General features: G+C 61.5%; 11 protein-coding genes. 3 read left to right on the forward strand and 8 right to left on the reverse strand.

The window, feature by feature from the left end; genetic code table 11:
- Positions 1 to 2,613 (forward strand): amino acid adenylation domain-containing protein (locus tag ACNAZS_RS25355; protein ID WP_415793338.1); only part of this gene is annotated, 2,613 nt, incomplete at its 5' end.
- Positions 2,597 to 2,806, forward strand: a complete 210-nt coding sequence (locus ACNAZS_RS25360) for an MbtH family protein (RefSeq protein WP_415793339.1) — start codon at positions 2,597 to 2,599, stop codon at positions 2,804 to 2,806. The genes ACNAZS_RS25355 and ACNAZS_RS25360, both read left to right, overlap by 17 nt.
- Before the next feature lie 40 nt (positions 2,807 to 2,846).
- Here ACNAZS_RS25360 and ACNAZS_RS25365 read toward each other — a convergent pair whose 3' ends face one another.
- The 8 genes from ACNAZS_RS25365 to ACNAZS_RS25400 all read right to left on the reverse strand — a co-directional run bounded on the left by ACNAZS_RS25365 (position 2,847) and on the right by ACNAZS_RS25400 (position 10,833).
- Positions 2,847 to 4,139 (reverse strand): TRAP transporter large permease, encoded by a 1,293-nt coding sequence (locus ACNAZS_RS25365; RefSeq protein WP_415793340.1) that lies wholly within the window; start codon positions 4,137 to 4,139, stop codon positions 2,847 to 2,849.
- Positions 4,136 to 4,621, reverse strand: coding sequence for a TRAP transporter small permease (locus tag ACNAZS_RS25370; protein WP_415793341.1), 486 nt, complete (start codon positions 4,619 to 4,621; stop codon positions 4,136 to 4,138). Before ACNAZS_RS25370 ends, ACNAZS_RS25365 begins: the two co-directional genes overlap by 4 nt.
- Before the next feature lie 62 nt (positions 4,622 to 4,683).
- Positions 4,684 to 5,709 (reverse strand): TRAP transporter substrate-binding protein, encoded by a 1,026-nt coding sequence (locus tag ACNAZS_RS25375; RefSeq protein WP_415793342.1) that lies wholly within the window; start codon positions 5,707 to 5,709, stop codon positions 4,684 to 4,686.
- A 67-nt stretch (positions 5,710 to 5,776) separates the two neighbouring features.
- Positions 5,777 to 6,727, reverse strand: coding sequence for an SDR family oxidoreductase (locus tag ACNAZS_RS25380; RefSeq protein WP_415793344.1), 951 nt, complete (start codon positions 6,725 to 6,727; stop codon positions 5,777 to 5,779).
- Entirely contained in the window at positions 6,724 to 7,518 is a 795-nt protein-coding gene (locus ACNAZS_RS25385; RefSeq protein ID WP_415793345.1) for a hydroxypyruvate isomerase family protein, read from the reverse strand. Before ACNAZS_RS25385 ends, ACNAZS_RS25380 begins: the two co-directional genes overlap by 4 nt.
- On the reverse strand, positions 7,515 to 8,408 hold the full coding sequence (locus ACNAZS_RS25390) for an NAD(P)-dependent oxidoreductase (protein WP_415793346.1): 894 nt from the start codon (positions 8,406 to 8,408) through the stop codon (positions 7,515 to 7,517). Before ACNAZS_RS25390 ends, ACNAZS_RS25385 begins: the two co-directional genes overlap by 4 nt.
- The gene (gene ilvD, locus ACNAZS_RS25395; protein WP_415793347.1) at positions 8,405 to 10,117 is read right to left on the reverse strand and encodes a dihydroxy-acid dehydratase; all 1,713 of its coding nucleotides are present in this window, start codon (positions 10,115 to 10,117) and stop codon (positions 8,405 to 8,407) included. The genes ACNAZS_RS25390 and ilvD overlap by 4 nt, the downstream gene beginning before the upstream one ends.
- Positions 10,118 to 10,146: 29 nt before the next feature.
- The gene (locus ACNAZS_RS25400; RefSeq protein WP_415793348.1) at positions 10,147 to 10,833 is read right to left on the reverse strand and encodes a GntR family transcriptional regulator; all 687 of its coding nucleotides are present in this window, start codon (positions 10,831 to 10,833) and stop codon (positions 10,147 to 10,149) included.
- A gap of 455 nt (positions 10,834 to 11,288) precedes the next feature.
- Between ACNAZS_RS25400 and ACNAZS_RS25405 the strand changes: the two genes are divergently transcribed.
- Positions 11,289 to 13,487, forward strand: coding sequence for a type VI secretion system Vgr family protein (locus tag ACNAZS_RS25405; protein ID WP_415793349.1), 2,199 nt, complete (start codon positions 11,289 to 11,291; stop codon positions 13,485 to 13,487).
- The last annotated feature ends 44 nt before the right edge of the window (positions 13,488 to 13,531 follow it).

The following is a 13,531-nucleotide window of genomic DNA, read 5'->3' on the forward strand; positions in this document are numbered from 1 at the left end:
GCCGACAATGCCGAGCAACCGATCGGATCGATCGATCTGCTCAGTGCCCAAGAGCGGCACCAGATATTGCACGACTGGAACGATACCGCTCGCGAGGTGGACCCCGCCACGCTGCCCGCGTTGTTCGAAGCACAGGTGCGCCGCGATCCCCAGGCAACCGCAGTGGTGTACGAGGACGAGCAGTTGAGCTACGCCGAGCTCAACGCGCGTGCCAACCGACTGGCGCACGGCCTGATCAGCCGCGGCATAGGCCCCGAGAGCGTGGTGGGCCTGTGCCTGGAACGGTCGCTCGATATGGTGGTGGCGCTGCTGGGCATCGTCAAGTCCGGCGCGGCGTACTTGCCGCTGGATCCGACCTATCCACGGGATCGCCTGCGGTTCATGCTGGCAGACGCCCGCCCGGTGTGCACGATCACGACCGCAACGCTGGCCGGCAGCCTGCCACCAAACACCGAACTGCTGCGGCTGGACGACCCGGCCGTGATCGCGCAGTGCGCGGTCCAATCCTCCGAAGACCCCACCGATGCGCAGCGCACCGCACCGCTTCATCTGCTGCATGCCGCCTACGTCATCTACACCTCCGGCTCGACCGGAATCCCAAAGGGCGTCGTCGTCTCGCACCAGGGACTTGCCAGCCTGTTGGCAAGCCTGAGCGATCAACTTCCTTTGGGAACCGAGACCCGAGTTCTGCAAGCGACTTCAGCCAGCTTCGATGTGTCGGTTGCAGATTTCTGCGTAAGCATCCTGTCGGGAGGCTGCTTAATTGCCGCGCGGCGCGAGGACTTGTTGGGAGATGCGCTGGTTGCGATATGCGAGCGATATGCGGTCACGCATATTTCGGCGTCCCCTTCTCTTCTGGGCACCATCCCATCCAGATCCCTGCCGGGCAGCATTGAACTGGTTTGTGCCGGCGAGCCATGCACGCAACAGCTTGCGCGGCAATGGTCTGGCGGGCGTCGCATGATCAACGCCTATGGCCCCACGGAGACCACCGTCTACACCACGATGAGCAGCCCCCTGTCCGGAGCCGAGCGTCCACCGATCGGCCGTCCGATCTGGAACACGCAAGTGTACGTACTGGACGGCGCCCTGCAACCCGTGCCAACGGGCGCGGCCGGCGAGCTATACATCAGTGGCGCGGGCCTGGCCCGCGGGTATCTGGGCAGACCAGGCCTGACCTCGGAACGGTTCGTGGCAAACCCATTTGGCCCGCCGGGCAGCCGGATGTATCGCACAGGCGACGTGGTGAAGTGGCGCCCGGACGGCGTGTTGGATTTTGTGGGCCGCGCCGATGGGCAGGTGAAAATCCGCGGGTATCGCATCGAGCCGGGCGAGATCGAGAGCGTACTGCTGAGCCACCCTTCGGTGAACCAGGTCGCCGTGGTGGTACGCGAGGATCGCCCAGGCGAGAGACAACTGGTTGGCTATGTGGTGGCGACCGATGGTAGTGAGCCGGACCCTGCCGAGCTACGGCGACATGTCGCCGCTCGGTTGCCGGAATACATGGTGCCGGCGGCGGTGATGGTGCTGGACGCATTGCCGCTGACACCGAACGGGAAACTGGACCGTCAGGCACTGCCAGCGCCGTCGTTCGTGGCCAGCCTGGGCCAGGAGCCGCGCACGCCGCAAGAAGAGATTCTGGCCAGACTGTTTGCCGAGGTACTTGGCCTGGATCGGGTCGGGATCGAAGACAACTTCTTCGACCTTGGAGGGCACTCGTTGCTGGCAGTACGATTGCTCAGCCGGATACGGTCGACGCTAAAGGTTGAACTCGCTGTTCATGCGATTTTCGAATCGCCAACGGTCGCGAGCCTGGCGCAAAGGCTGTATCAACAGAACGATACACTGCATTCCTTTTCGGGGCTTCTTCCCCTTAGAAGCAAAGGCGAATTTCCACCCTTATTCTGCGTGCATCCCATTACGGGTTTGAGTTGGTGCTACTCCAGCTTGATGGCCCCGATAGAGCGCAATTATCCAATATACGGAATACAGGCCACAGGGCTACTGCAAGAGCGTGCTTTGCCCATTTCAATTACTGAAATGGCGGATCAATACATAGAGCAGATTCGGGAAATTTCTCCGAACGGACCATACTACTTGCTGGGATGGTCGTTTGGCGGATTTGTCGCGCAAGAAATAGCATCCCGGATCTGCGCTCGCGATGATGGATCTATTCTCGTTCTTCTCAACTGCTATCCCGACGCTTTTTCCGACACGACAAGACCGCCCGCCCCGCTCGAGGAAAGCTCCGAAGCGCTGGAGGATATCTTCGCGCAGTACGGGATTCCCGCTGATCAAATTCCTTCTCCGATTTTTGGAAGATTGAAGAAGGTACTGATAAACAATTCTTCAATATTGGAAGAACATCGACCGTCTGCAGCAAATGTAGATTGGGTATTCTTTCAAGCCATGCATAGTCACGGCGCTGAAGATCCTTCGGCGTGGCAGAAATATATTACGGGCTCTTCGATGGCGCATGAGATTGAGTGTTCGCACATGGAGCTAGCGCTTCCGGAGAATCTCACGGCGATAGGACATATGATTTCTGCCGTACTGAAGCAAAAATCGCAGACAGACAAACCTAAGGATGACACTCATGGCCGGCCCATTTGAAAACGACCAAGAACGGTATATTGTATTAATCAATGACGAAGGCCAGCATTCCCTATGGCCTGAGTTGATTGCTGTGCCTGCCGGCTGGAGCCGATCGTTTGGCCCGGAGAGCAGAAAATCCTGTCTCGAATATGTGGAAAAGCACTGGACGGATATGCGGCCGGAATCTCTTGCTAAAGCGACCGCCCAGTGACGTCGGTCTGGACACGGAAGCACTCACCAGCGCCCACGTGCTAGCTGACGAAACGCGGCAAGTACAGCGAAATCGCCGGGAACAGGACCAGGATCGCCAAGCGGCCGATGTCACTGATGACGAACGGCGTCACCCCGCGGAAGATCGTCTGCGATGACACGCCCGGCAGCAAGCCCCGCAGCACAAAGACATTCATGCCGAACGGCGGGGTGATGAAACTGATCTCGGTGACCACTACCACGATGATGCCGAACCAGATCAAGTCGAAACCCATGCTCTGCACCAGTGGGTAGAACACCGGCACGGTCAGCAGGATCATCGACATGCTTTCCAGCACGCAGCCCAAAACAAGATAGATGCCGCAGATGGCAAAGATCACGACCAACGGGCTCAATTGGTAGCGTTCCACTAGGTCCAGCAGGTCGCTGGGCAGCGACGTGAAGTTGATGAAATTGGCCAGCATCAGCGCGCCTATCATCACCACGAAGATCATGCCGGTGGTTTTGACCGATTCCACCACCACTTCCACGAACTTGCGCCAGGTCATGGCCTTGCGGCAGCAGGCGAATACGAACCCCAGGAACGCGCCGACGCCGGCGGCTTCGGCAGGCGTGAACACGCCGGCATAGATACCGCCCATCAGTATGGCGATCATGGCAAGAATCGCCCACACTTTGCCCAGCGCCTGACGGATTTGCGGCCAGGTGCTGCGTTCCCCCTTGGGGCCAGCGGCGGGGTCGCGATATACCACCCAGCTGACCGCGAGCATGTAGCAGCCTATAGCCAGAATGCCCGGCAGTACCCCGGCGGCAAACATTTTGCCGATGCTCTGTTCCGTCAGCAGACAGTACACGACCATGATGATGGACGGCGGAATCAGGATCCCCAGCGTGCCGCCTGCCGCAATCGACCCGGCTGCCAGCTTCTCGCTATAGCCGATACGGCGCATTTCAGGATAGGCCACCTTTGCCATGGTGGCTGCCGTGGCCAGACTGGAGCCGCAAATGGCACCAAAGCCGCCGCACGCCACGATGGTGGACATGGCCAGCCCACCGCGCCGGTGCCCAAGTACAGCATGGGCGGCCGCGTACAGCTCGCGCGACATGCGCGACTCTGTCACGAAGTTGCCCATCAAAATGAAAAGCGGCAGCACCGACAACAAATACTGGAAACCGCTTTCGTAGATAACGGATCCCGCCATGGCGTAGGCGGCATTCCAGTTGCGCAGTAGTCCCAGGCCGATGAACCCTACCAGCGCCATGGCGAAAGCCACCGGCACGCGCACGAACACCAGCGCCAGCATGGTGCCCAGGGCGATCAAGGCTTCGGTCATGGTGTCGTTTCCTCTGGGGCCGATAGGGGCCGGCACATATTGGATAGTTGGTAAATGGCGTCCAGCGCCAGCAGTACCGCCATGGCGTAGACGAATGGCGCGAGCGGAATACCCAGCATGGCGGTGATGTCGCCGTAGTCGGCGGTGCTGTCTGCCTTGCTCCAGGTAACCCAGGCCAGAAAGCCGCTGACCACGCCGGCGAGCAAGGCACCGAAACGGTCTTGCAGGCGTACGGCGCGCGCCGAGAACAGGTGGCTGAAGCCATCTACAGTAATGTGGCCGCGCGCACGGGTCATTAGAGGAATGCCAGAGAAAATGACCGCGATCATCATCAGTTCGACCAGTTCCACCGAGCCGAGGATGGGGCGGTTGAACAAATAGCGGCCGGTGGCATCGATGACAGTCAGCAGGCTCATGCCGCACAGGCTGATCACCGCCACGGCCCTGAGCGCGGCCTCAATCACGTAGTTCAAGTATTTCAAGCTGTTCTCGCAGTAGCGGGCACCCGGGCAATCCCGGGCGATACGTCGCGTCCGGGGCGCGTTTATTGGCTGTCGAGCTGCTTGATCTCGGAGCGGAACGACGCCAGGGCGGCGGGACCGTCGATGCCCTGGGCCGCGGCGGCGTCCAGCCAGACCTGCTCGAAGCCTTGCGTGCGCTCGCGCACCGCCGCCACCAAGGCGTCGTCCGCCTTCACGACCTGTATGCGCCCACTGTCCAGCACTTTGTGGGCCTCGGCATCGTGCTTATCCCAGGCTTTGCCGGCGATCTCCGCCAGATGCCGGCCCGACAGTTTCAGCACGATGTCCTGGTCCTGCTTGGACAAGCGCGCGAAAGCGTCGCGGTTCATGATCACGGCATGGGTATCGGAGTACAGCCCGCCGGGGAACACGGTCGCATGCTTGATGAGGCCGTCCAGCTTGAACGACACTAACGATTCGGCCGGGAAGAACACGCCGTCGACCACACCCGTGCTTAGCAGTTCATACGACTCGGGGGCCGGCTTGGCGATCGGGGTGGCACCCACCGCCTTGGCGACATCGGCGGCCATGCCGCCGCCCACGCGCACTTTCAACCCCTGAAAGTCGTCGATGTCGGCAACGGGCTTGCTGGTGGTGAACACAATGCCGGGGCCATGTGCATAAATGCCAAGCAATTGCACGCCTTTGTGCTCGTCTGCCTTGAGCAAGTACTTTTCGTAGGTATCCCACGCGGCAACCGAACGCGACACCGCCGTATTGCCCGAGAACGGCATCACGGCGAACTTGGTCAGCTGGAAGCGGCCCGGGTAGTAGGCATGCGATACGAACGAGATGTCCACCAAGCCGTCGCGCACCGCATCAAAGTGGCCAGCGGGGTTGGTAACCGGCTTGGGCAGCAGGCGCAGCGTGACTCGCCCGTCGGTGGCCTGTTCGATTTCCTTGGCCCAAGGCATGATGAAGTCCGCCACCACGGCATGCGTGGGTGGCAGCCAGCTCGACACCGTCAGTTGGACTTTCTGGGCGTGCGCAGGCAAGGTCGCGGCAAGTGCTGCACCGGTGATTGCGATGTTTGCCAGGGTTTTGATCATTGTGTCTCCTCGTGTGGTCTTTGTGTTTTGATGGGCAACGATAGGCGGGCGCAAGCGTGAGCAGGCCCTAGAGGGTCTGGGCCGCGTGATCCAGCAAGGTCTGTAGATTGCCGTCGTGGCGAAATCCCGCAGCGCAGGCGGCGGGCGTGGATAGCGGCGGTTGACTGCCGAACTGCGCTTCAATAGCCGGCTCGGGGGCATAGCACACGCGCGCGCTGGCCGTGCCATCGCCTCGTGCATCGAAGGCCGCAACGATCTCCCGCACCGATACATGCAGCGCGGGCAGGGTCCAGGCTGTTTTTTCGCCAGGTGCCTGAGTGGCTAACCAGGCTGCGTTCAACAGATTGTCGATGCAGCACGTGCGAGACATGAGCCACAGCGTTGCGTCGGGGCCGACCGGCATGGTGCACGATTGGCCGGCAGCTAGCGAGCGGATCAGCGTGCTGGAAAATGCTGACCAGGCGCCATTAGGCGCGGGCGGGCGCGGCACGATGCCGGGCAGGCGCACCGTACGCGCTCGCAGAAAACCGCGGCGTGTGTAGTCCGCCAGCAGAATCTCCATGGCCAGTTTGTGCGCGCCGTAGCTCAAGGCCGGCGCGGCAGGGGTTTGCTCATCGACGTGATCGGGTAGCGGTGCGCCGAACACGGCGATGCTGCTGGTGAACACAAACCCGGGCGATTTGCCTTGCTGGCGCAACCGCTCCAGCAATTGCAGCGAGCCGGTCAGGTTGACCTGCAGGCCCAAATCGAATTGCTCTTCGGCACGCCCGCTGGCCACACAAGCCAAGTGAAACACTAAGTCGGGCGCAGGCTCTGTTATCGCCGCCAACACCGCCGAGTCGGCAAAGCTGCCTTCAATGCCGCGCACGCGAGGGTCAGGCGGCAGCTCGCCCAGTTTCACATCGCACAGGGTAATCCGGGCCGGCACCCCATAGCCGGGCAGGTCGGTCAGCGCACACAATCGCTCGACCAAAGCATGGCCGATGTATCCGCCGGCACCGGTAACGAGAATGTTCATGGCGTGTCTTGATTGTCCAGTATGGCGTGGTAGGCGTGCCGCCATACCAGGTTGGCCGAGGTGTCGCCTTTCGGGATGTATTCGCAGCCGACCCAGCCGGCGTAACCATGGTTTGCCAGCTTGCGCAGTGCACCCGCTACGGCAGGAGAGGCGGGGTCGGGCTCGTGGCGTCCCTGCGGGTTGGCAAACTGTACGTGGCGCACCAGGGGCAGCACGTCGTCAAGCGTCGTGCCCAGGTCCAGACCTTCACGCTGGGTATGGTAAAGATCGAACTGCAGGCCGACTGCATCGTGCCCCACGGTGTTGATAATGTCGGCGACTTGATCCGGCCGGTAGTAAAAATAGCCCGGCAAGTCAGTGCGGTTCAGCGCCTCCAGCGTCAGTGTCACGCCTGCTTGTTGCGCCCGCTTGGCAGCTTTGCGCAGGTTGCTGATCAACGTGGCGCGGCAGGCGCTAGGCACGGCACCGGCAGGCGGCACGCCCGCCATGACGTGAATCATCCGGCATTCAGTGGCCTCGCACACCTGCAGGGCGCGCTGCAATGCATGGCTGAAATCGTCTTCCCGGCCTGGCAAGCAAGCCAGCCCCTTTTCACCCGCCGAGCCCACCGGCGTGTTGACCAGCACCAGTTCCAGGCGATGGTCGCGCAGCATCGTGGCCAACTCACGGGGGGCGAGGTCGTAGGGAAACAATATTTCCGCACCGGCAAAGCCGTCGCGCGCCGCCGCAGCCATGCGTTGCGCCAACGGCAGCCCCGGGTACAGCAGCGAAAGATTGGCAGCCAGTTTCATCGTGGTTTCTCGTGAGAGGCGGGGCGTTCGGGCCAGGCAACCCGCACGATGTCGGACAGGTCGGCGTTGCCCAGGCCTTGCGCGGCGGCCGCCCGATAGCTAGCCAGCACGCCGTTCAGGCCCGCCAATTCGGTGTCGGTGACGCGCGCCAAGGCTGCCACGTTTTCGACGTCTTTCAGCATGGTGGCCACCGAGCCCAGCGGCTGGTCGATAGGGCCGGTCATGCGCGGTACGAAAGTCTGCAACAGGGTGGAGTCGGCCCAGCCGCCTGCCAACGCGGTATTTAACGCAGCCGCGTCGATGCCGCTGCGCTGGGCCAGCGCGACCGCCTCGGCGACCGCGTTCACAGTGCTGGCGACGATAGTCTGGTTGCACAGTTTGGTGACTTGGCCCGCCCCCACCGCACCCATGCGCGTGATACGGCCGGCGTAGGCACGCATGTATCGCGACGCCGTGTCGATGGTGTCGGCCGGCCCGCCTGCCATGATGGACAGGGTGCCGGCCTCGGCGCCAGCCACGCCCCCTGAAACCGGTGCATCCACCCAGACGCGGCTACTGATTTGCCGCAGTTCCGCGGCATAGCGGCGTGCGGCATCCGGAGCGATGCTGGAATGATCCACCAGCCAAGCACCGCCGGCGTGATGTACGCCTTGTGCACCAAATACCGTGTCGTACACGGCACGTTCGTCGGTCAGGCACAGGAACACGCCGTCGCAGCCATGCGCCGCTTCGGCCGGTGTTGCCGCCAGTTCGGCGCCGTCGGCCACCAGGGCCTGGGCCTTTGCGGGGCTGCGGTTCCATACCCGTACGCGATGTCCCGCCGCAAGCAGGCGGCGCACCATGGGCGCACCCATCAGTCCGATACCGCAAAAAGCCAGGGTGATGCTCATTCTGTCTCCGGAGTTTCATAAGGCCATTGCACATTGCCGGAATGGGTTACCGCGCCTTCGTGCGCCGGCCGTACCAGCAAGGCATACTTCTCGAGCGCGCCGGCTAATTGCGGCCGTACGGGCGGCATGTAGTCGGCACGTCGGGCTGCCAGTTCGGTATCGCTCAGATCCACATTCAGCGTGTTGGCCCGGGCATCGATATGAATCATGTCGCCATCGCGTATCAGTCCTATGGGTCCGCCTGACGCAGCTTCGGGCCCGGCATAGCCGATGCACAGACCGCGCGTGGCGCCCGAAAAACGGCCATCGGTCAGCAGCGCCACTTTTTCGCCCATACCTTGCCCATATAACGCCGCCGTTACGCTAAGCATTTCCCGCATGCCCGGCCCGCCCTTGGGGCCTTCGTTGCGTATGACCAGCACTTCGCCCTGCCGATAGGTGCGCTGCGACACCGCGCGCATGCAGTCTTCTTCATTCTCGAACACCCGCGCCGGGCCGGAAAATTGCAGCGACTTCAGGCCGGCAATTTTCAGCAGCGCCCCTTGGGGGCTGAGATTACCCTTGAGCACCGCAACACCTCCCGAAGGATGAATGGCTTGTGTGCAGGGCCGCACAACCTGGCCGTCCGGTTCCGGGGCATCGGCCAGCGCCTGTTCCAGGCTGCGGCCGTCCAGGGTAAGCACATTGCCATCCAGGTAGCCGCTCGCCAGCAATGCCTTTAGCACGGCCGGCACGCCGCCGACTTCGTGCAGATCGCGGGCCAGAAAGCGCCCGCCGGGCTGCAGGTCGGCAATCAAGGGCGTGCGGCGGAATACGTCGGCCACGTCGTCCAGCGTGTAGCGTATGCCGGCTTCGTGCGCGATAGCGGGAATATGCAGCGCGGCGTTGGTGGACCCGCCCGTTGCGGCGACGGCGGCACAGGCGTTGTCAAGGCTGGCGCGGGTGACGAGGTCACGCGGCAGTGGGCCGCCATCGGCCAGTATGCGCATGACCCGCTGACCCGCCTGCTGAGCAATGGCCAGGCGTTCGCTGTAAACCGCCGGCATCATCGCGGAACCCAGCGGCGACAGGCCTAAAGCTTCGCCCACCATGGCCATCGTGTTGGCGGTGAACTGGCCCGGACACGAACCCGCGGACGGCGTGCACGTGCGTTCCATGGCTTTCAGTTCGACGGCCGTCATCGTGCCGTGCTGGACGCGACCCACGGCTTCAATGGTATCTAGGATGGTGGCCTGGCCGCCCAGGGCATGGCCCGGCAGCGTGGCGCCGCCATACAGAAACACGCCCGGCACATTCAGCCGCACCATGGCCATCATCATGGCCGGCAAGGTTTTGTCGCAGCCGGCGAACGCAACCAACCCGTCATAGGCGTGGCCGCGCACGACCAGTTCGACGCTGTCGGCAATGGTTTCGCGCGACAGCAAGCTCATGCGCATGCCAGCATGATTCATCGAGGTACCGTCCGATACCGAGATGGTCGAGAAACTCACCGGCACGCCGCCGCCGGCGGCTACTCCCAGGCGAGCCCGGTCGGCCTGGGGCGCCAGGCCCATCGAACAGGGGGTGTTCTCGCCCTGGGTGCTGACGATGCCGACTACCGATTTTTTCAGGGCGTCATCGTCGAAACCAGTGGCGCGCAAGAAAGCGCGATGCGGTGCCCGGGTCAAGCCATCGGTGACCATGCGGGAACGATGTTTGTGCAAAGACATGTCAGATCCTGTTAAAGCGTGGGCAGGCGTCAGGCGCCGGCCAGCATGCTGCGGTGTGCCGTCAATTTATCGAAAGCCCAGCAGATATCGCGTTCCATCGCTGCCCTGGCTTTGTTGGCGTCGCGTTGGGCAATCGCTCGCACGATGGCGGCATGGAATTCGGCGCTTGGCCGTTCATCAGAATGCATCAGTTCACGGGTGGCGCGCAGATAGGGGCCCGATTGCAGCCAAAGGCTTTCAATGGTGGCCATCATCGAGTCCGAACGCGCCGCACGGTAAATCGTGAAATGAAAAAGCTGGTTGTTTTCCAGACCGTCGGCCACCGAGCTGCGGTCGGTCAGTGACTGGCCGATATGCGCCGCTAGGTCGCGCAGCGCTTGAAGTTCCTCGCTGGTGATGTGTTCAACCGCCCAGGCCGTGACCGAGCCTTCGATCAGCAAGCGGGCGCGTCGGATGTCTTCCAGTCGGGTGCGCGAAATAACCGGCACGCGCATGGAACGGCTTTTCATGGGTTCCAGGGCGCGCTGCGCGGCCAGCCGGCGCAAGGCCTCGCGTACCGGCATGGCACTGGTGCCAAACGCGTCGGCCAACTCCTGTATGCCCAGCACCTCGCCGGCGGCATAGTCGCCGCGCATCAGGTGGTCGCGCAACCGGCGATACACCGCTTCGTTGACCGACGTGTGAACCAGGGGTGCCAGGTCAGGGTGAGTAGACATTCAGATCTTTGATCAAAAATCAAAGATGCGAATTTGCCCAAAAAATCCCGGCTCGCCTATCCAGGTTTCCCCTTATCGGTGGACCGGGGTAATCGTATCGAAACGGACGTGCCTCGGGGTTAGCACGTGAGCGTGCCAGTGAGCAGCGATAACTGCTGTCGGTGTTGATTTGCACGCAAATCTGACCCACTGGCCGCATGGCAATTTGCCACCAATCGTCGATCTCTTATTGAAACAAAATATTGTTACCACCACTTTCCCGACGGTCCTGCACGCTCCCTCGTTGACAGATGAGGATCAGTTCGCGCGCACCATCCGATTTTGTCCTATCCAGCTCAGCGGTTCGTTTATTTTTTTCTTGTGGTTACATATAGAATTATATATGTCCATTTGAAAACAAATTTAGGGAATGCGCCTGCCGCGGTTCCTTTAGTATGCCAGGTCGCTAACGCTTCATGACTACACAGTTCAGAATGGTGTATCGCTCATCCACGCGGGGTGAGATGCCCTCGATTGCAGACCTATCAAACATGCTGAATACGGACCGAATGATCCGGGTTTCGGTCGGTGCCGAGCCCTCCGGATTTCTGTTCGACACCATGCAAGGCACGGACGGCCTGTCTACCTTGTCCGAATACCGGGTGCGCCTGCTGCACCGTTCGATGCAGGTCGACGTCGGAAGCCTGCTGGGGCAACCCCTTACCCTGACGATAGAAGCCACGGCCACGCCTAGGTATCTCGGCGGCGTGATCGCCAGCTTTGCACTGCTGGGCCAGGCCGACGACACGGATCGCTATTTCGCCTACGAGGCCGTGGCGGTACCCTGGCTGTGGCTAGCCACGCACAAGCGGGAATTCCGCATCTATCAGAACCAGACCGTGCCGGACACTATCAAGCAGGTGCTGGCGCCTTACGGTTACGCGTTCGAATTCGAGCTGGCCGAAAACTACGAGCCGCGCGTCTATTGCGTGCAGTACGACGAAAGCGATTTCCAGTTCGTCAGCCGGCTGCTGGAAGCCGAAGGCATCCATTACTACTTTCGACACGCCCAGGACAAGCACACCCTGGTGATGAGCGACGAGGTGCAGAGCCACAAGACCGTGGCTGGCTATGAACAGGTCCGGTATTTCCCCGAAGACAAGCTGACGCTGCCGCAACAGGACTACATGACCCGGATGGCGGTGTATGAGGGCCTGCGGCCCGGCCGGTACACGACCAACGACTACAACTTCGTCACACCCAATGCCGACCTGAAGGCCCGCCAGCAAATCCAGCTACCCCATGAGCACAGCCAGGCCGAGGTATACGACTGGCCCGGTAACTACGGCGACACGCCACTGGGCGAGCGCTACGCACGCCAGCGCATGGAGGAACAACATCACGTACGCAACACCCGTACATTGCGCAGCACGGCCCGGGGCGTGGCCACCGGATCGCTGTTCAATCTGACCGGCTGCCCGCGCACGGAAGAGAACCGCGAGTATCTAGTGCTGGCCACGCGCTACGACCTGAAGGAAAACAACTACAGCTCCGTGGGCAACGATGCCTCGCAGGGCCACAGGTGCCTGTTCAACCTGACGGTGCAGGATACGAAGCTGCCGTTCCGGCCGCCCCGCATCACCGAAAAGCCGCGTTCCAGGGGCCCGCAAACCGCGGTGGTAGTGGGGCCGCAGGGCAAGGAGATCTGGACCGACGAGTACGGCCGGGTCAAGGTGCATTTCCACTGGGACCGCTACGACAAGCGCGACGAGAACAGCTCCTGCTGGATCCGTGTATCCACCAGTTGGGCCAGCGGCAATTTCGGCGCGATCCAGGTGCCACGTATTGGCGACGAGGTAATCGTGGATTTTCTTAACGGAGATCCGGATTACCCGATCATCACGGGACGGGTGTACAACGCGGCGAAGATGCCGCCCTGGAAGCTGCCTGACAACGAAACTCAGATGGGCATCTATACGCGCTCTAGCCCTGGCGGCAACTATCACACGGCCAATGCCCTGAGATTCGAGGACAAGACCGGCCAGGAAGAAATCTACGTTCTAGCTCAGAAGGACCGCAACGAGAAGACCAAGAACAACCATACCGAGCGGATCGACAATAACTGGGTGCAGTCCGTGGGGAACCACAAGGCCATCGAGGTCGATGGCAATCACAGTGAGTCGGTGCACGGCAACATGATGCTGCACGTGGGTCCCAGCGGCGTGGGACGCGTGTTGTCCGATTCGTTCCGCAAGTTGGTGGCGGGTATTGCTGACGTGGCCAAGGCGTTGCCGATCCCAGGCATCAACCAGCTGGGGCGCGGCGTTTATTCCCTGTTCGCGGACCAGGCCATCAACGAGGCCACCGCCGGCGTCAAGACCCAGTTCGTGGGCCTGACCAAGACCGTGACAGTGGGCGGCACGATCGTCGAAAGCGCCGGTCATTCGATACAGCTGACGTCGGGTTCCCACATCTCGGTGGACGCTGCGAACACGGTTTCCATGACCTCGAATGGCGAGTTCCATGTTCAGGTCGGAAAATCGGAGCTGCGCTTGACTGCCGATGGGTTCATTCGTTTGAGCGGAGACACGCTCTTTCTGAATTTCGAGAACGGCATCGAAATGCAAGCCACGAACGAGATTGCGCTTTCTTCCAAGAAAATCAATCTGAATTGATCGCCCTCATATCAGGATTCACTCAATCGCATCAGGCACATCAA

It is taken from the genome of Bordetella tumulicola, assembly GCF_965138755.1.
GTDB classification, from domain to species: domain Bacteria; phylum Pseudomonadota; class Gammaproteobacteria; order Burkholderiales; family Burkholderiaceae_B; genus Bordetella_A; species Bordetella_A tumulicola.

Bases quoted from the DNA above. Each gene is read 5' to 3' on its own strand.
- ACNAZS_RS25365 (WP_415793340.1), bottom strand. From the start codon at position 4,139: ATGACCGAAGCCTTGATCGCCCTGGGCACCATGCTGGCGCTGGTGTTC.
- ACNAZS_RS25375 (WP_415793342.1), bottom strand. From the start codon at position 5,709: ATGATCAAAACCCTGGCAAACATCGCAATCACCGGTGCAGCACTTGCC.
- ACNAZS_RS25390 (WP_415793346.1), bottom strand. From the start codon at position 8,408: ATGAGCATCACCCTGGCTTTTTGCGGTATCGGACTGATGGGTGCGCCC.
- ACNAZS_RS25405 (WP_415793349.1), top strand. From the start codon at position 11,289: ATGACTACACAGTTCAGAATGGTGTATCGCTCATCCACGCGGGGTGAG.
- ACNAZS_RS25385 (WP_415793345.1), bottom strand. From the start codon at position 7,518: ATGAAACTGGCTGCCAATCTTTCGCTGCTGTACCCGGGGCTGCCGTTG.
- ACNAZS_RS25380 (WP_415793344.1), bottom strand. From the start codon at position 6,727: ATGAACATTCTCGTTACCGGTGCCGGCGGATACATCGGCCATGCTTTG.
- ilvD (WP_415793347.1), bottom strand. From the start codon at position 10,117: ATGTCTTTGCACAAACATCGTTCCCGCATGGTCACCGATGGCTTGACC.
- ACNAZS_RS25400 (WP_415793348.1), bottom strand. From the start codon at position 10,833: ATGTCTACTCACCCTGACCTGGCACCCCTGGTTCACACGTCGGTCAAC.
- ACNAZS_RS25360 (WP_415793339.1), top strand. From the start codon at position 2,597: ATGGCCGGCCCATTTGAAAACGACCAAGAACGGTATATTGTATTAATC.